Genomic DNA, 18633 nt, shown 5'->3' with positions numbered 1-18633 from the left:
TTTGATATTTTATATTTTTGTTGTATATCCATAAGACGACACCACATACAAAACGTTACAACTATTTTAATTTATTTTTATATCTTTACTCTTTTGTCTTTTGTGAACTGGTCGTTTTTAAACGGAATATGCATTTAAAGCTTTTAAATACATATTCCAGCACTTGGTAACATCATAGTTACCTCAATAAAATTCATTCTACTTTGTGAGATGTGGGCTATGTTTGATATTCAAACAGAATACAAACAAAAAAGGTGCTCCTTTATAGAACACCTTTTGATATTATTTAGACCTCGCTGATTATTATGAGTAATAACAAAGCACGATGGTGTTTTATATTACATCACCTCTATATGCTTAAAAGTTTTAGTGAATTTAAATTCTAATACCTTTTGCTCGGTGTAAGTAAACTCAGTTACCTCTTTACCATCGGCTATAATCTTAACCGGCTTAAATGGTAAACCGGCTACGCTAAAAGCATAGTTATCATAACGCGGCGTGTATAAACCTTCCATGCTTTGCAGTATGGTCATGGAAGTACCTTTACCGCTTACCACAAACTTCTTTTCCGAATAAATATCCTGCTCGTAAGCAAAGGTTTCACCATAATCTTCAAAAAAGAAAGAATTGGCAGGTAAATCGCTATAATAGACGTTTAACTGCACTTCTTCAATTTCCTTTTCGCCCACGTACTGCATTACCGGGTATTCGGGTATTACCGAACCTGCCTTAACGAACAGCGGAATAGTTTCCAACGGGGTTGCAACCTCCACTTCGCGACCACCCTCCACCATTTCATTATCCCAGTAATAATACCAGTTACCTTTAGGCAGGTACACAAGTCTGCTCTTTTGGCCAGGCTCCATTACGGGGCAAACCAAAATTTTATCTCCATAGGTAAACTCATCCTGCCGAGCCTGGTTATTGATCTCCTCCTGCTCCTGCATTACCACCGGGCGCAGTATAGGGAAACCGTAGCGGTGATGTTCCCAAAATGTGGAATATAAATAAGGAATCAATTTATATCGCAGTTCGATAAACTTGCGGTTAATAGCGGTAAAGGGCTCGCCAAAACTCCAAGGCTCACGTTCCTTGGTATCGCCGGCCGAGTGGGCTCGCATAAATGGAGAAAAGGTGCCCATCTGTATCCAGCGGGTAAAGAGTTCGCCATCGGGCTCACCACTAAAGCCGCCAATATCGGTACCGCAAAACGGTATGCCCGACATGGATAAGCGCTGGCACTGCACGTTACCTAAACGCAGGTGTTCCCATGAGGCCACGTTATCGCCCGTCCATACCGAGGTAAAACGCTGCACACCCGAGTAACCCGCACGGGTAATGGTAAACGGACGCTTATTTTTCATGAGCTTGCGCATACCCTCGTAGGTGGCACGCACCATTTGCATGCCGTATATATTGTGTGCCTTCCGGTGCGACCCGCGGTAACCGTCATACTGGTGACGCACATCATCGGGGAACGTACCGGCACCAAATACGGCAGGCTCGTTCATATCATTCCAAACACCGGCCACGCCTATCTGTACCAGCTCGTCGAACAAGGTACCCCACCACTCCCGTACTTCGGGGTTGGTAAAATCGGGGAACTGGCAACGGCCCGGCCATACGTGGCCTTCCATAAAATAATCATCGCTACGGCGACAAAAATAACGCTTCGCCTTTCCCTCTTTAAACACCGAATAGTTGTCATCCACTCTAATACCCGGATCAATAATCACCACCGTTTTAAAACCATCGGCAGCCAGTTCCTTGATCATCTTTTTAGGATCGGGGAAATACTTGCGGTTCCAGGTAAAGCAGCGGTAACCGTCCATATAATCTATGTCGAGATAAATCCCATCGCAGGGAATCTGGTTTTCGCGGAAACCTTTGGCCACCTTCATCACCTTCGATTCGGGGTAATAACTCCAGCGGCACTGGTGATAACCCAAGGCCCACAACGGTGGCATAGGGTGTGTGCCCGTTAATAAATGGTAGCGTTTTACCACATCCATCATGTTAGGGCCGTGTATATAATAGTATTGCAGCTCACCCCCATCGGCCCAAAAACTGGTTTTGCTACGGTCTTCAGCACCGAAATCAAAGTGTGCTTTAAATGTATTGTCGAAAAATATCCCGTGCGAGATCCCTTCGTTTAAGCTGATATAGAACGGAATACTCCGATAAATGGGATCCTGGTTCCAGGCAAAAGAATATGCATCGGTATTCCAGTTCACAAAGCGTTTACCACGCAGGTTAAGGTCGGTGGGTTTATCGCCTAAACCAAAAAATGCTTCTTTGGAATGGCATACTTTAGTACCGAAAACATAATATCCTCCAAACTTCACATTCTCTTCCCAATGCATCTGCACGGCATCGGCACTGGTCACATGGTTTTGGCTATCAGAAAACGAAATGAAAAAATCAGCTTTATTAATATGGCAGTTAACCGTGTTGGTAGAAATGCGGTACTCATCGGCATTGTCATGCAAATGAAACACCGAAACTTTGGTATTTAATTTAGGCACGGCATACGAAAATTCTTCGAGAAACACGCCGTGCGGAGCCATGCGTACCTTAATTATTTCATCCGTAACAACGGTTACCTCTACGGTTGCCTCGCCATCACTAAAAAAGAATTTGTTCTCTTTTTGCTCAACGCTTTTAGGTGTGCCCAAATATTTCTTTACAATGGGCTTTAAACCTAACACCGGGTTATTAATGTGTTGAAAAACCTCCTCTTCCTGTTCAGTTAATTTTACAGCAGGCGACTCGGGGATGGGTTCTGTTGAAGGTATATTCTCTTCCATTTAAATTAATTAGAGTTTTAGCAAATACGTAACCTCAAAAGCAGCATCATAATGGTTTTTATCACCTATAATTTAGCCACATCAGGGTAAAACTTTCTATCAAATACTTTATACGCAAGAACTGCCCGAAAAGTAGAAAGAAAATAAAGAACAGCCTAAGTTTATTTAATTTTTTGAGGAAAAAAATAAACTTTTTGTAAAAGTATGAACCTTGAGGGTTTGGTAGCAGTTTAAATTATTTAAAAGTATAATTCATATTAATTGATTATTAATTCAACCCGCCAACAATATTGCATTATTACTGCCTAATGTTACAAAATTGATTTGCATTTGGGCATACAGGCACCAGCGCTTATGTAACTATATAAAGACTTACCCTCACTTACTTTGAACTCAAGATCTTAAAAATTACATTTGCTGCCGTACCTGATTCTTCAACAGCAAAATGAAAATTGAGACCCTGGCTATCCATGCCGCTAACCATACCGATGGATCAACCGCTGCCGTTATACAGCCTATAGTATTGGCTACAACTTTTGAGCGCGACAAAGACGGTGGTTACAGCAAAGGTTACAGTTACAGCAGGGCAGGCAACCCTAACCGGCAGGCCTTAGAAACCGTACTGGCCGTACTGGAAGATGGTGCAGAAGCAGCGGCCTTCTCATCGGGCAATGCGGCTGGCATGACGGTTTTTCAATCGCTTAAACCGGGTACGCATGTGATAGCACCTAACGATATGTACCACGGTTTGCGCAACCAAATTAAGCTCCTGTTTACCGGCATACTCGAATTAGATTTTATAGACGTTACGAACGAAGAAGAACTTACAGCACACATTAAACCAAATACAGGCCTTATTTGGTTAGAAACCCCATCGAACCCATTATTAAAGATCACTGATATTAAAAAAGTGGTAGCCATTGCTCAACAGCACGGTATTAAAGTGGCTTGCGATAATACGTTTGCCAGTCCGCTGGGTCAGCAGCCGCTTATACTGGGTGCCGATATAGTAATGCATTCTACTACTAAATATTTAGGCGGTCACAGCGACCTGACTGGTGGTGCATTGATTACTGCGCGAAAAGATGACTGGTGGGAAAGAATACAACACATTCAGCAGATGGGTGGTGCCATACCTTCCCCAACCGATTGCTATTGGCTGGTACGCAGTATTAAAACCCTACCTTACCGCATGCGCGGCCACGTACAAAATGCACAATTACTGGCCGAATACTTAGAACAGCATCCCAATATAGAACAGGTTCTTTACCCTGGCCTTCCATCGCACCCGCAACATGAGCTGGCAAAAGCACAAATGCTCAACTTCGGTGGTATGTTATCGTTCCTGGTTAAAGGAGGTGCCGAGGCTGCAGAAAAGGTGCTTAACCACCTAACCCTATTTACACCGGCCACCAGCTTAGGCGGTGTAGAAAGCCTCATAGAACGCCGTGCCGCCATTGAAGGCCCGGATACTAAAACGCCGCAAAACCTACTGCGCGTTTCGGTTGGTTTAGAGCATATTGACGATTTAATGGAAGATATGGAAGCAGCATTGAAACTTGTTTAATGTAAATCACAAATTAAAAGCAGTATTATACAACTGCTACGATAAATAAGCTCTTCCAAACCCTGCCGGAAAAAAAAATTAAAGAATATTTATTGGGAAAGATGCGGGAGGGCTGCTTTCATTCTCGTTCGGGGTAACTATCAGAGTTGGTTCAGATGCCTTTAATACTTCCCTATTAAACTCTACTATCATCCTCTTCAGGTCCTTCGGGTTTAGATTCCGATCGTATGATTTCATCTTCCATATCTTTTTTATCTATTTGGTTGCGCCATATCAGGAAGGCGATCAAGGCAACAGCCGCTATCGCCGCTATTACAATAAAACTGTAATTCAATTCCATAATGTTGTTGTGTTAGCAATGTTAGTGGGGATAGAATGTGTGATTCGCCGTTGCGTATCAAAAAGTGGCACCAGATACTTGCTCTTTGTTTAGCAGGTATGCAGTGATTGTACTTAGCAAAGACCCAAAGTAGACAATTTTTTTGACGATTTCTATGAAGTAGATATTAAGCTTTCACATGATTACTTCCCTAAATCATACATTTAAAAACTAACGTAATCAACCACTTAACTCGAGCAACTACCCACTACTCAACAAATTTTCAAATAATTCTTGCAAATTTGAATAATTACGCCTTACATTTGTGAATACGATTTAAACATCATTAATCAATTACCCCTCAACAGGTTTTGATTTATAAAGAAGCGGCGAGAGATCAGGCTCAATGACCCGCTGGCAACCCTCCGATAGGCGGAGAAGGTGCCAATTCCTGTCCCGGTTTAGGATATGACGGCCGGGGGATATAAGTTAATAGCCATGATACAAGTTAACTACTTTACTACTGCAAATTTGTTAGTTGCCCAAACGGGTAAATTACATTTATACAACTCAACCAACGGTTGTATTTGCATGTGTTGCTGCTGTTAAAGGCAATAACACGTAACCACATTCACTGCAAATTACTGCAATAATGTAACGTGTTTATGCGCCGGGCACCGCTATATCCCGTTTGCATGCCACCTCTGCACGTAGCTTCATATTCAATTCTTAATATTCATTTAAATCATTATACGATGTCAGCATCACCATTAAAATTCGAAACGCTACAGTTGCACGCAGGTCAGGAGGTTGATCCTACCACAGGCGCACGTGCCGTACCTTTATATCAAACCACTTCTTATGTATTTAAAGATGCCGAGCACGGCGCCAATTTGTTTGCGCTGAAAGAGTTTGGCAACATTTATACCCGCTTAATGAACCCTACCACCGATGTATTCGAAAAACGCATTGCGGCCTTAGAAGGTGGCGTAGCTGCATTGGCCACGGCATCGGGTCAGGCGGCGCAGTTTATTGCGCTGAACAACATTTTACAGGTGGGCGATAATTTTGTGACCTCCCCATTTTTATACGGCGGCAGTTACAACCAGTTTAAGGTAGGCTTTAAACGTTTAGGCATCGAAGCCCGCTTTGCTAAAGACGACCAGGCCGAAAGCTTTGAACCGCTGATTAACGAAAAAACCAAAGCCATTTACCTGGAAACCATTGGCAACCCCGGTTTCAACGTGCCCGATTTTGACAAGATTGCTGCCCTTGCCCGTAAGTATGATTTGCCGCTGATTGTTGATAACACCTTTGGCGCAGGTGGTTACCTGTTCCGCCCGCTGGAGCATGGTGCTAACGTGGTGGTAGAAAGTGCCACAAAATGGATAGGCGGACATGGCACTACTATAGGCGGTGTAATTGTGGATGGCGGCAACTATAACTGGGGCAACGGCAAGTTTCCGCAGTTCAGCGAACCATCCGAAGGTTACCATGCACTGGTGTTTTCGGACGTGTTTGGCATCGGCGGACCATTCGGTAACATCCAGTACATCATCAGGGCACGAGTGGAAGGTCTGCGCGATTTTGGACCTTCACAATCACCTTTTAACTCTTTCCTACTCATTCAAGGATTGGAAACACTATCCCTTCGCGTTCAACGCCACGTAGATAACACGCTGGAACTGGCTACCTGGCTGGAGCAGCACCCGCAGGTGGCAAAGGTAAATTATCCGGGCTTAACTTCATCACCTTACCACACCCTGGCTAAAAAATATTTAAAGAACGGTTTTGGCGCGGTGCTTTCTTTCGAACTGAAAGGCAGCAAAGAAAATGCATCTCACCTCATTAATAACCTGGAACTGGTGAGCCATTTAGCAAACGTGGGCGATGCAAAAACGCTGATCATTCAGCCAGCGGCAACCACGCATCAGCAATTATCAGATAATGAACAAACCGCAGCCGGTGTAACACCATCGTTATTACGCGTGGCGGTAGGCATTGAACATATTGATGATATTAAAGCCGACTTTGAACAGGCCTTTGCTAAGGTTAAACAGCAAGAGGCGGAGTTGGCTAACCTCACCTAAACGGCAAAGCCCTCATGTGTGCCTATGAAAATATATTATTAGCGCATAATCCTCTCCAAAGGAGAGGGCTGGGGAGAGGTAAAATAGTTTTTTAGTGATTAGTATAGAGTCTCTCCCCATTATACCGGGGAGGCTTTTAAAATTTGAAATGAGTACACAAGTTTACAGGCACCAGGGCACATTACAACTCGAATCGGGCGAAACGCTGGACGATTTAGAGATCGGTTACCATACCTACGGCCGGCTTAACGCGGCTAAAGATAATGTGGTATGGATATGCCATGCGCTTACCGCCAACTCTGATGTTTTTGATTGGTGGAAAGGATTTGTTGGCGAAGGTGATTTTTTTAACCCCGACGAGCATTTTATTATTTGTGCCAACGTACTGGGTTCTGCTTACGGCACTACTAATCCGCTGAGCATTAACCCTGCTACCGGCGAACCCTACTACCTCACCTTTCCACAATACACCACGCGCGATATGGTTGCGGTGCATCAGTTGCTGGCTGCCGAACTGGGCATTAAAGATATCTACATTTTAATGGGTGGTTCGCTAGGCGGCCAGCAGGCTTTAGAGTGGAGCATTATGGAACCCGATCGTATTAAACAACTGGTCCTGATTGCTACCAACGCTAAACACTCGCCCTGGGGCATTGCCTTTAACGAATCGCAAAGGTTAGCCTTGCAGGCCGATGCTACATTTCAAAGCGAAACACCCGATGGTGGCAGCGCCGGTTTAAAGGCGGCCCGCAGCATGGCTCTCCTATCATACCGTGGCTACAAGGCCTACAACATTAAACAGCACGAAGACGATGATACCATAACCGACGATTACCGGGCAGCGAGCTATCAAAGTTACCAAGGACAAAAACTGGTCAACCGCTTCAACGCTTACAGTTACTGGTATTTAACTAAGGTAATGGATTCGCACCATGCGGGCCGCAACCGTGGTGGTTTGGAAAATGCGCTGAGCACTATCAAAGCGCAAACGCTGGTTATCGGCATTAAATCCGATATCTTATTTCCTATTGAAGAACAGCAATACCTGTTCCAGCATATACCTAAGGCGGCATACGCTGAGTTCGACTCCTATTATGCTCATGACGCCTTTTTAATTGAAACTGAAACCTTAACAAAAATAATTTCCTCGTTCTTAAAAACTGACGTACGCGGAAAGATCATAGAATTACAAAAGATTGCTTAATGAGTAAAAAACTAACTATTGGGTTATTTGGATTTGGCGTGGTTGGACAAGGCCTGTACGACATTATCAGAACCAAAAACCTGAATATTGAAATCAAAAAGATCGCTATTAAGAACCCGGAAAAGCAGCGTAGTCTGCCGGGTGATATATTTACTACCGATAAAAATGAGATCCTGAACAATCCCGAAATTAATACCGTGGTTGAGTTGATAAACGATACCGAAGCGGCTTTTGAAATTGTATCCACCGCGCTTTCTACTGGTAAAAATGTGGTATCGGCCAGTAAAAAGATGCTGGCCCTGCACTTACAAGAACTTTTAGACCTGCAGCATGAGCATGGAACTTCCCTGCTTTACGAAGGAGCGGTTTGCGGAAGTATTCCCATCATCCGTAACCTGGAAGAATATTATGATAACGAGTTGCTGCACTCCATTAGTGGCATCTTTAACGGTTCGTCGAACTATATTTTGTCTAAAGGTTTCCTTGAAAACATGGACTACGATACGGCGCTCAAACAAGCTCAAGATTTAGGTTTTGTCGAAACCGATCCTACTTCAGACGTGGGTGGCTTTGATGCTAAATACAAATTGGTTATCGCAGCAGCGCACGCTTACGGTATTGTGATCAACCCCGATGATGTGATCAACGTAGGTATTCAGAACCTATCGGCCCATGACTTGCAATACGCCCGCGAAAAACGGTTAAAGATCAAACTAGTACCGGTTGCCAAAGAACTTGACGATAAACATGTGACCTTATTTGTGCTTCCTAAATTTGTAAATGAAACCGAGTTTTTGTATAATGTAGAATACGAGTACAATGGCGTAACGGTGCAAGCCGCATTTGCCGATCAGCAGTTCTTTTTTGGAAAAGGTGCGGGTGGTTACCCTACCGGTTCGGCAGTACTTTCAGACATTGCAGCCTTACGCTACGGCTATGCTTACGAATACAAAAAAGCGCGTGAACTGCAAGGCTTAACCTTTACTAACCATGTGGAACTGAACATTTATCTGCGTTACGATGATGAGCAGCTGGTAGAAGAATTGGGCTTTAAACATATCCACGAACGTTATACTTCTGATAGTTTTAAATACGTTTGCGGAAAAATAAACTTACAAAATCTGATCACCCATCAACAACGTATATCTGATAGTAAGGCTTTCGTAGCCTTCGCCGACCAGCTAACGGGGGTCAGTTTAGCCTCGGCATATTAATTTACAGTCAGAAGTTTTTTAATGAATTTCTCCTGATTATGAGTTCAAAAGGTTTCAGCAATGAAACCTTTTGTTGTTTAAGCCCCTCCCTAACCCTCCCCGGGAGGGAGGGAATTCAAAATCAAATTAAAAGTCTCCCCTCCCGGGGGAGATTTAGAGGGGGCTTGGGGCTTTTTTATTATATTTGTAACAAGTAAATGACGAGCGCCCCTTCAATGTCTAAATACCTTAAACTCTTTACTAACCGTATTTTTGTTACCGTAATTTGGTTTGGTTTAAGCTTTTTTGCCATCCTCAAACAAGTACTACACGGGCACATTAATAACTATTACATCTATAAATACACCTTTGTAAACCTGGTTCATAAGGTTAATTTATATGCTCCGCAGCCAAAGTACTTTTTAGATACCAACCACTACGGTCCCCTTTTTGCCCTGTTTATAGCACCCTTTACCCTGTTGCCCGATGGTTTGGGAGCCATACTTTGGGTAATGCTCAACGCCTGGGTGTTATACCGTGCTATACTGCTATTACCAATTACCGCACTGCAACGGAATGTAGTTTTGCTTATATGCGCACATGAACTAATGACCGCTTCTTTTAATGTGCAGTTTAACCCTATGATGGCAGGGTTTATTACTTTAAGCTATATCTTCATTAAAAACAAACACGATTTTTGGGCCGCGCTTATAATTGTGGCCGGTACTTACATCAAGTTATACGGTATTGTTGGTTTGGCATTTTTCTTCTTTTCGGAGCATAAAATCAAGTTTATATTATCGCTTATATTTTGGGGAGTTGTACTTTTTATATTGCCTATGCCGTTTTCATCGCCCAGTTTTGTGATTCAAAGCTATTACGACTGGTACGCCAGTTTGGTAGAGAAAAATGCATTAAACGCGACCTCCACCATGCAGGATATCAGCGTAATGGGGATGATACGACGGATCTTTCATTATCCGCAGCTCTCCAACGTATTAGTAATGCTACCGGCGCTGGCTTTATTCGGTGCTTCCTATTTAAATATTAAAAGTTACAAACAGGTCTCCTATCAGTTACTGCTATTGGCTTCTACTTTGATGTTCACAGTGATATTCAGTACCGGGTCTGAGTCGCCTACCTATATAATAGCCTTTGTGGGCGTGGCTGTTTGGTTTATGAATTTAAACCGGCCGGTAAGCAAGCTGGAAATTAGTCTGCTTGTTTTTGCTTTAATTGTAACCAGCCTATCCCCATCCGACTTGTTCCCCAAATTAATCAACCGGGAATACATTAAACCTTATGCCTTAAAAGCACTACCTTGCTTTATTATTTGGCTCAAAATAATTTTTGAAACTTTAACCCGGAAATTTGACCGGCAACCTGTTTACGCAGCTGTATAAATGAGAAGAAAGATTTCTGTAGTGATTCCCTCTTTTAACGAAGAAGGTAATATTGAGGTATTGGCAAGCCGATTAATAAATGTGTTGAAAACCGTGCCTTACACCTACGAAGTGATTTTTGTGGACGATGGAAGTTCGGACGGTACGCTTGAGCGGTTAAAAACTTTGTCGGGCCTTGATAACAATTTGTTCTACCTGGAATTGTCGCGAAATTTCGGTCACCAAAACGCCCTTAAAGCTGGTTACGATTATGCCGATGGCGATTGCGTGATTAGCATGGATGGCGATATGCAGCACCCGCCCGAATTGATACCCCAGTTTTTAGAGAAATGGGAAGAAGGGTATGATGTGGTGTACACCTGCCGCGAATACCAGGATGAGGCTACCATTTTTAAAACCAAAACATCCGACCTGTTCTATAAAATGATGAACTCGCTGTCGGACACTAAACTGGAAAAAGGCACTGCCGATTTTAGGCTGATAGACCGCAATGTAGCCAACGTTCTCTCCAGCCTGAACGAAAACGGTTTGTTTATACGCGGGCTGGTAAAATGGCTGGGCTTTAAGCAATTTGCCATTCACTACCAGTGCGAAGCTCGGTTTTCGGGTAAAAGCAAGTACAATTTAAAAAAGATGGTGAAGTTTGCCGTACAAGGGATCACTGCATTTAGTGTGCGCCCTTTGTACATGGCTACCGGCGTGGGCTTGTTCTTTTCTGTGGTGGCAGTGCTCTATATTCCTTACATTCTTATCAGCTATTTCACCGGTCATGTGGTATCGGGCTGGACATCCATTTTGGCTACCATCGTTTTCTTTGGCGGCGTACAACTCATGGTATTGGGCATTATTGGCATGTACCTGGGCAAACTCTTCATGCAATCCAAACAGCGCCCTAATTATATTATACGATCTACCAACCTGCAACGCATAAACCATGATACTGTTAAGCTTTGATATTGAAGAATTTGACATGCCCTTTGAGTATGGCAAAACCATCTCGTTCGAAGATCAGCTTTCCATATCTACCGCCGGTACTTTAAGCATCTTACAAATCTTAAAACAGGCCGGTATTAAGGCCACGTTTTATACTACGGCCAACTATGCCCAGCATAAACCTGAGATAGTAATGCAAATCGTAAACGAGGGTCATGAACTGGCATCGCACGGCTATTATCATTCCGATTTTAAGCCGCAACATCTGTTGCAATCCAAAGAAAAGCTGGAAGAAATAGCTGGCGTACCCGTTACAGGTTACCGCATGGCCCGCATGATGCCGGTTGATGAACGCGAAATTGAAAAGGCAGGTTATGTTTATAATTCATCCATCAACCCTACCTGGCTGCCGGGCAGGTATAACAATTTCAGCAAGCCACGTACCTGGTTTTACCATCATAATGTGCTGCAACTGCCCTCGTCGGTATCGCCGCTGATCAGGTTCCCTTTATTTTGGTTAAGCTTTCATAACTTGCCTATGAGCTTACTTAAAACTTTAAGTGCGGCAACGCATCGCAAGGATGGCTACTTAAATCTTTACTTTCATCCCTGGGAGTTTACCGATCTCGACCAGCCCGAACGTTTCAACTTTCCCGGCTATGTGGTGCGCAATACAGGTGATGCTTTCATCAAACGCATAAGTGATTTTATAAGTTGGGGATTGGCCAAAGGGTATGAGTTTGCACGAACGGGTGATTTTGTACAGGGAATAAAAAGACAGCTGGCAAAATAATTGTGTAAATAAAGGATTTACTGTTCATTGAATCTTAGTGCAACATCATGAGAAAAATCAAGTGTATAGTATGTATGGTGATGACATTCTATAGTTTAACTGCAGCAGCCCAAACCTACGCCTTAGCCGACTTTGTAAAAACGCCGCTGCCCGAAGTTAAGACCAAAGAGTGGTATGATTTAAATCGTTCGGGAAAGGCTTACACCGTTGAAGTTGAAAATGGGAAGCTGCACATTGGCAAGTATATTTACTCATCTGTTAAAGAGTTTACTTTACCGCAAGGTAAACTATTAGGCATTAACCGTGGCGAATGGGGCGGCGGCCTTTACTACAAACCCAACGACACCACTCGTAAGCAATATTATGTAAATGGACAAGCACGTAAGCTTGGTACCAAAGGCGATCCATTTTTTGGCTTACAAATCACAGCCACAAACGATCCCTTAAAAGAACAGCTTAAACAAGCTATGATTATTAAAAACGGTAATGTAAAAGATATCTTCACATATCGTGATAGCATATATTTTATGGAAGGGCTGGCACATTTGAGTTTGAGTTATGGCGCTATTTATAAAATCAATTTTAGGAATGATTCTATTAACGGGATATTAATGCAAAAGTATAATGAAGCGCCCATGGCCTTGGCTGTTCATCAAAATGTTATTTATTTGGCTACTAACCGTTGTTTTTACATGATTGAAAACTGGCAGCAGACTGAAATATTTAAAGAACTTTCTTGGTACGGTTTTCATCCAAACTCGGTGGCCGTTAAAGATAAAAAGCATATTTATGTAGGTATTACAGGCGGCTATATAGAAATAAACGCACAAAGTAAAAAGCTTACATTTTACAAGTACATCAAATAATATACAAATATTATCTGAATTTTAAACAGGCTTTATCTAAATTTCCCTGTTTAAATCCCAGTTCTCTAAATAATCGGCAACGCGTTTCAGGAACGAACCGCCCAAACCTCCATCTACTACCCTGTGATCGTACGACATAGATAGGTACATCATGTGCCGTATAGCTATCACATCACCGGTTGGAGTCTCCAGTACGGCAGGTTTCTTTTTAATAGTACCCACTGCGAGTATGGCTACCTGCGGCTGGTTAATGATAGGTGTACCCATAATATTACCGAACATACCAATGTTGGTTACAGTAAACGTACCATCGGCGGCATCATCGGGTTTTAGTTTATTGTTACGGGCACGGCCAGCCAAATCGTTCACGCTTTTTACCAAACCTACCAGGTTCAGCGTATCGGCGCGGCGGATAACCGGAACTATGAGGTTACCGTTTGGCAGGGCTGTGGCCATACCTATATTAATGTCTTTCTTCTTGATGATCTGCGTACCATTAACCGATACATTGATCATCGGCATATCGGCAATGGCTTTGGCCACTGCTTCAATAAATATTGGGGTATAGGTGATCTTTTCTCCTTCCCGGCTTTCAAATTTAGCTTTGATGCGTTCGCGCCAGTAAACCAAATTGGTTACATCAGCTTCCACAAATGAGGTTACATGGGCCGATGTATGTGTGCTCATTACCATGTGATCGGAGATTAAACGGCGCATACGGTCCATTTCAATGATCTCATCGCCAGCAGAGGTGCGGATGGGTGCGGACGGGTGCGAGAAAGCTGTCGGTTGCGAGGATGTAGTTGCGGGGTACGGGGTTGAAGGTTGCGGGGTTGCGGGGTATGCTTCACCTTCCTGTCCTGCATTTCGGTTTTCCAGGTATATTAGCAAATCGTCTTTAGTTAAACGACCTTCGGCACCGGTACCGGGAATGGCATCCAGTTCGGCCTGACTTACGTTTTCCTGATTAGCTATATTGCGTACCAAGGGTGAGTAAAAACGTACCGATGATGATTGCACTGCTGGCGCAACCGGGGCATCTACTTTTGGTAACTGTTCTAAGCCCGGAATATTTTCAACGGCTGGTATTTCCGGCTCTGATATAGGTTCAGGATCCATTACCGGTTCATGCTGCTCAGCTGGTGCAGCCTTGGCAACAGGTGCCGGTTCTTCTTCATCTGTTTCAATAATAGCTATAGGGCTGCCTACCTGCACCACTTCATCTTTTTGGTAAAGCTGCTCTATCAACACACCATTAACCGGCGATGGCACATCCGAATCTACCTTATCGGTGGCAATTTCTACTACCGCGTCGTCAGCGTCAATCTTGTCGCCCGGGTTTTTAAGCCAGGTTATTACAGTTGCTTCGGCAACGCTTTCGCCCATTTTAGGTAGCAGGAGCTGGTATTTGGCCATGTTTAGTATCTACAGTTGATGGGTGGTAAAATTACTTATTTATCTGTTAGTTTTATTCCCTTGTCAGTAAAGTATTCAACATACCCAGCGCGGTAATGGCCGTGCGTTCAATGTTTTGTTTGCGTTTATTACCAAATGTAAACTTTTTTACCAGTGTTTTACCTTTACCGGCTACACCTATCCAAATGGTTCCCACCGGTTTATCGTCGGTACCACCACCCGGACCAGCAATACCGGTAACCGCAATGGCATAGTCCGATTTAAAATTCAGCAACGCACCCTCCACCATTTCGGTAGCCGTTTCTTCGCTTACAGCACCATGCTGCCATAGTGTTTCGTTCTTAACACCTAATATGCTTTCTTTCAATTCGTATGAGTAAGATACCGCACCTCCTAAAAATGTAGCCGACGAACCTGCATGTTGGGTAAACAAGTGCGCAATGTAACCACCGGTACAGCTTTCGGCTACCGATACGGTTTGACCGCGCTCTTCCAGTTTATTCATGATGGCTTTTTCGAGTGCTATATCATCCTCTGCGGCTATTACTTTGCCTAAGCGGTCTGTTAATAAAGCGGCATAGTTGTCTATATCCTGTTGCAAGGCAGCTTCATTATCACCATAACCGCTCAACCTTAAACGTACCTGGCCAAGCTTAGGGAGGTAAGCTAATTTAATATGCGCCGGCAAAGCGTCTTCAATATCAGCAATGCGTTCAGCTAAAAACGATTCGCCCTCACCTACCGTTAATAAGGTTTTATGAATGATAAAAGGTAGTTTAAAGGTGGCTTTTAGTTTGGGCAACACCTGTTGCTCTACCATATACATCATTTCGTGCGGTACGCCCGGCATAGATACATATACTTTGCCTTCCTGATTAAACCACATACCTGGGGCAGTACCATTTTGGTTATTGAGCACCTCGCAGTTGGCCGGTACCTGTGCCTGCTGGCGATTAACCTCCAGCAGCGGACGGTTATATTTGGCAAAGATCCGTTTTACGTTCTCTAAAGCTTCCTCATTTTCAACAAAACCAACATTAAAGTATTCGGTCAGGGTTTTTTTGGTAATATCATCTTTAGTTGGGCCCAAGCCCCCGGTTATCAAAATAATATCCGCCCGCTGTTTAGCTTCGGCTAAAGCTTTAAGGATATGCTCCTTATCATCACTTATAGATGAGATCTGCTTAATGCGAATGCCGGCCGCATTCAGTTGCTGCGCCATCCAGGCCGAATTGGTATCTACGATCTGGCCAATGAGAATCTCATCGCCTATGGTTATAATTTCTGCAAGCATGATTAATTGTTATAATAATCTTTTCGTTTGGTGAGTTTCAGATCCTGCAAAATAGATGCTTTCACCCGCAAGTCTACACTGAAAGATTTGTATAAACCAAAGGGCGTCCACCGGAAAGAAAGGTCCCAGCAGTGCAGATCGCGGTAGATGGAAAATTGTGTTATACCCAATTTGGCTGCCTTAATATCGTAATTAGTAGTGTACTGTACTTTCCATTTAGGGCTCACGTTAACATCGCCGCTGGCGCTCACGGTACTGGAAGTAGTTTTGCTGGTAATTTGATTGCTATAGTTGAAGTTAAAATTCACACTTATATTATAGGGTACATTAAAATCTACATACCTACTGGGGTCGTTATCTATCATGGCGAGGCGTTCGGCCTGGTTAACGGTCATATTTTGCAGCGTATTGGGCGCGGGTGTTTTTTTATTAGTTGCCGAATTTAAGCTAAAGCTCATAGAAAACGCCAGGTTGCTCAATGTAGGGAAAGCACCATTTTGAAACGTGTAGCGATCAATACGCCTCACATACCGGGTTACCTGCCCGTTACTTACCGAATCGCGCAATTGGTTCACATAGGGGTCGAGGCTACCGTTCAAACTTACACTTACCTTTTGATTAAACAGGGCGGTGTGCGCGTTAAATGATACCGGCGCTAAGCGGAACGAATCGACCGCGAAGTTGTAAGACGAAGAAAAGCTTAAGCCCTGCAAAATGGTGATCTTACGGTCGGCTCCCGAGGTATCGCTGCTGCGGGCCTTTGTTTTAGCTTCAATAGTGTTATCAACCGAGAAACTGATCCCCGCAAAACGACCGGCACCTGGTCCGCCGTAAACAGCTCTTTCGTAAATAGAATATAACTGGGAAGTTGCCGGATATGGCACCACGGCATCACTTACAGCACGGCGATAATAGCCGTAGCTGGGGTCTCCGAAATCGGGTCGGTAGTTAAAGCTAACTGAAGGGGTCATTACGTGGCGTATTGCCTTCAGGTTACCACCCCTAAAACTGAGTTGGTTGTAAACCTTGGTAGAAAAACCGCCATTTAAAGAATACTCACCGGCACGGGTAAAACCTCCTACTGTATCGGTAAGTAATACATCGTTACCCCTAACACTCCCGCGTGCATAAGTTTTACGAATGCTTTGAAAATACCAGCGTTCCGAGTAGTTGGCGCTTGTGTTAAATTGGAAATATTTAAACACATTTAAGTTTAAGCCAATAGGTATGGTGTGCTGAAAACCGTTTTGCATCCTTCTGGTTAAGGTTTCTTTTTGAAAAAGTTGCGCTTCGGGCACATCGTTAATTTTATTAGTTCCCTGCAAGGTATAGCTTACCGTAAGTTTTTGATACCACTTTTGTTCGCCTACCCTGTCTTTATTATCGAAAGGACTGATTGACGTCATATTAAAGTTAAAGGTAGGTAACTCGAGTGTAACGGTTTTACGGCTTAGGTCTTGGCTGTGCGAAAGGTTGGTAGTTAAATTAAAAGGCGTACCGGCCCACGTTCGGCTGTAAGAAATACTCGAACGCAGGTTATTTTGCGTTAACTGTTGTAAGTTGTAGTTGGTAGTGGCCGTGTTGTTTTGGTAATAAGATGCGGTAGCCGCATTTACCGACGCGCTGAACGTACTCCCGGGATGCGCGTTGGCATCCTGCGAGTGCGACCATTGTATGTTAAAATCTTTGGTGTACGGATCGCCCGATACACCGTAGTTGTGTGAACCAAAATTTAAGGCCAGCGTACCCTGGTAGGTATAACGTTTTAAGTAACGGGCGGTGGTACCGATCTCGAACGAGCCTTTAGAATAAAAGCTGGCCATGGTGGTTAAGTCGAGATAATCACTAAAGGCCTTATAGTACCCAAAATTCCGTAAAAAGAAACCCAGCCGGTTATCTTCGCCGAATGATGGGAGGATTACCCCCGAGGTTCGGCTGTCGGGCTTGGGGAAAAACCCGAACGGCACAGCTATAGGTAACGGTACACCTGCTATCTCTAAGTAGGCGGGGCCGGTTATAATGCGGTTTTTTTCGGCTATACCTTTGGTTACTACAATACCAAAATGCGTATGAGGCATAGGTAAAGAGCAGGTACTTAGTAGTACATTGTGTAAGGCCACCTCTGTTTCATTTAACTTTTTTGATTCGCCGCCGGTTATAAAGTTTCCTTCCTGCTCGGTGGATGCGTTAAACGAATAAATCTTTTTAGTTTGATAGTTATAGTAAATAGAATCCAGTGTTACCGGACTTTCATCTTTATTTTTTGCTATGGGCCGGTAGGTATAAGCCCCTGTTTTAGGGTTTTTGCGCCCGCTTGCAAATATCAGGTGGTTCTTCTCATCAATGCGTATATAATCGGCATCCAGCGAAAAATCTTCATAAGTGACCCTCGCGTTACCAAACAGGTAAGTTATTTTGTTTTCGGCATCGGTATAAGTAGAGTCATCGGCATTTGATTTTACTTCCGACTGTAAACCTCCAGACTTTTTTTTAGTCGTATCGGTAAGGGCTGTTTTTTTAGTGGTATCGCGTGTAGCAGTTTTTTTACCCTTGTCTAAACGTTGCGAACGTCTTAATAACTTCTTATCTTTAACGGAGTCGAGTTTGATGATGGTATCGGCAACCGATAAGGGTTTATGATAACTATGCCGTTTTGCAGAAGCTATGGCATTAGCTATCAAAACAATACTAATAAGAAAAAAGAACCTGATAAATTTCAAAATTGGATATGAATAGTATTTTTGCAGA

General features: G+C 43.5%; 13 protein-coding genes and 1 riboswitch. Of the genes, 8 read left to right on the top strand and 5 right to left on the bottom strand.

Going from position 1 to position 18633, the window contains the following annotated elements:
- Positions 1-338: 338 nt before the first annotated feature.
- On the bottom strand, positions 339-2807 hold the full coding sequence (locus tag ACFQ3S_RS02205; protein WP_377160785.1) for a glycoside hydrolase family 31 protein: 2469 nt from the start codon (positions 2805-2807) through the stop codon (positions 339-341).
- Positions 2808-3252: 445 nt separating this feature from the next.
- Here ACFQ3S_RS02205 and ACFQ3S_RS02200 point away from each other — a divergent pair, with 445 nt between their 5' ends.
- Positions 3253-4374 (top strand): trans-sulfuration enzyme family protein, encoded by a 1122-nt coding sequence (locus ACFQ3S_RS02200; protein WP_377160783.1) that lies wholly within the window; start codon positions 3253-3255, stop codon positions 4372-4374.
- Between the two features lie 175 nt (positions 4375-4549).
- Here the strand turns inward: ACFQ3S_RS02200 and ACFQ3S_RS02195 are convergent, their stop codons facing one another.
- Positions 4550-4714, bottom strand: coding sequence for a hypothetical protein (locus tag ACFQ3S_RS02195; protein ID WP_377160781.1), 165 nt, complete (start codon positions 4712-4714; stop codon positions 4550-4552).
- A 352-nt stretch (positions 4715-5066) separates the two neighbouring features.
- Positions 5067-5184, top strand: a riboswitch (SAM riboswitch).
- A 264-nt stretch (positions 5185-5448) separates the two neighbouring features.
- Here ACFQ3S_RS02195 and ACFQ3S_RS02190 point away from each other — a divergent pair.
- From ACFQ3S_RS02190 to ACFQ3S_RS02160, 7 genes are all read left to right on the top strand, one after another.
- Positions 5449-6783, top strand: coding sequence for an O-acetylhomoserine aminocarboxypropyltransferase/cysteine synthase family protein (locus ACFQ3S_RS02190; protein ID WP_377160779.1), 1335 nt, complete (start codon positions 5449-5451; stop codon positions 6781-6783).
- Between the two features lie 148 nt (positions 6784-6931).
- Positions 6932-7987, top strand: a complete 1056-nt coding sequence (locus ACFQ3S_RS02185; protein WP_377160776.1) for a homoserine O-acetyltransferase family protein — start codon at positions 6932-6934, stop codon at positions 7985-7987.
- Positions 7987-9201 (top strand): homoserine dehydrogenase, encoded by a 1215-nt coding sequence (locus tag ACFQ3S_RS02180; protein ID WP_377160773.1) that lies wholly within the window; start codon positions 7987-7989, stop codon positions 9199-9201. The genes ACFQ3S_RS02185 and ACFQ3S_RS02180 overlap by 1 nt, the downstream gene beginning before the upstream one ends.
- Positions 9202-9416: 215 nt before the next feature.
- On the top strand, positions 9417-10583 hold the full coding sequence (locus ACFQ3S_RS02175) for a glycosyltransferase family 87 protein (protein ID WP_377160771.1): 1167 nt from the start codon (positions 9417-9419) through the stop codon (positions 10581-10583).
- Positions 10584-11537, top strand: a complete 954-nt coding sequence (locus ACFQ3S_RS02170; RefSeq protein WP_377160769.1) for a glycosyltransferase family 2 protein — start codon at positions 10584-10586, stop codon at positions 11535-11537.
- A complete protein-coding gene (locus ACFQ3S_RS02165; protein ID WP_377160766.1) occupies positions 11518-12309 on the top strand; it encodes a polysaccharide deacetylase family protein in 792 nt (263 codons plus the stop codon). Before ACFQ3S_RS02170 ends, ACFQ3S_RS02165 begins: the two co-directional genes overlap by 20 nt.
- A gap of 47 nt (positions 12310-12356) precedes the next feature.
- Complete coding sequence (locus ACFQ3S_RS02160; RefSeq protein WP_377160763.1) at positions 12357-13175, top strand: hypothetical protein; 819 nt, start codon at positions 12357-12359, stop codon at positions 13173-13175.
- Positions 13176-13211: 36 nt separating this feature from the next.
- On the opposite strand, the gene ACFQ3S_RS02155 is transcribed toward ACFQ3S_RS02160, so the two are convergent.
- The 3 genes from ACFQ3S_RS02155 to ACFQ3S_RS02145 are packed head-to-tail and all read right to left on the bottom strand — an operon-like array spanning position 13212 to position 18605.
- A complete protein-coding gene (locus ACFQ3S_RS02155) occupies positions 13212-14591 on the bottom strand; it encodes a dihydrolipoamide acetyltransferase family protein (RefSeq protein ID WP_377160760.1) in 1380 nt (459 codons plus the stop codon).
- Positions 14592-14643: 52 nt separating this feature from the next.
- Positions 14644-15885 (bottom strand): competence/damage-inducible protein A, encoded by a 1242-nt coding sequence (locus ACFQ3S_RS02150; RefSeq protein WP_377160757.1) that lies wholly within the window; start codon positions 15883-15885, stop codon positions 14644-14646.
- 2 nt (positions 15886-15887) lie between these two features.
- The gene (locus ACFQ3S_RS02145) at positions 15888-18605 is read right to left on the bottom strand and encodes a putative LPS assembly protein LptD (protein ID WP_377160754.1); all 2718 of its coding nucleotides are present in this window, start codon (positions 18603-18605) and stop codon (positions 15888-15890) included.
- Positions 18606-18633: the final 28 nt, after the last annotated feature.

The organism is Mucilaginibacter terrae (assembly GCF_042679325.1).
Classification (GTDB): Bacteria; Bacteroidota; Bacteroidia; order Sphingobacteriales; family Sphingobacteriaceae; genus Mucilaginibacter; species Mucilaginibacter terrae.
Note: the sequence above shows the minus strand (reverse complement) of the source record. Positions and strands in the feature narration are given on the sequence as shown.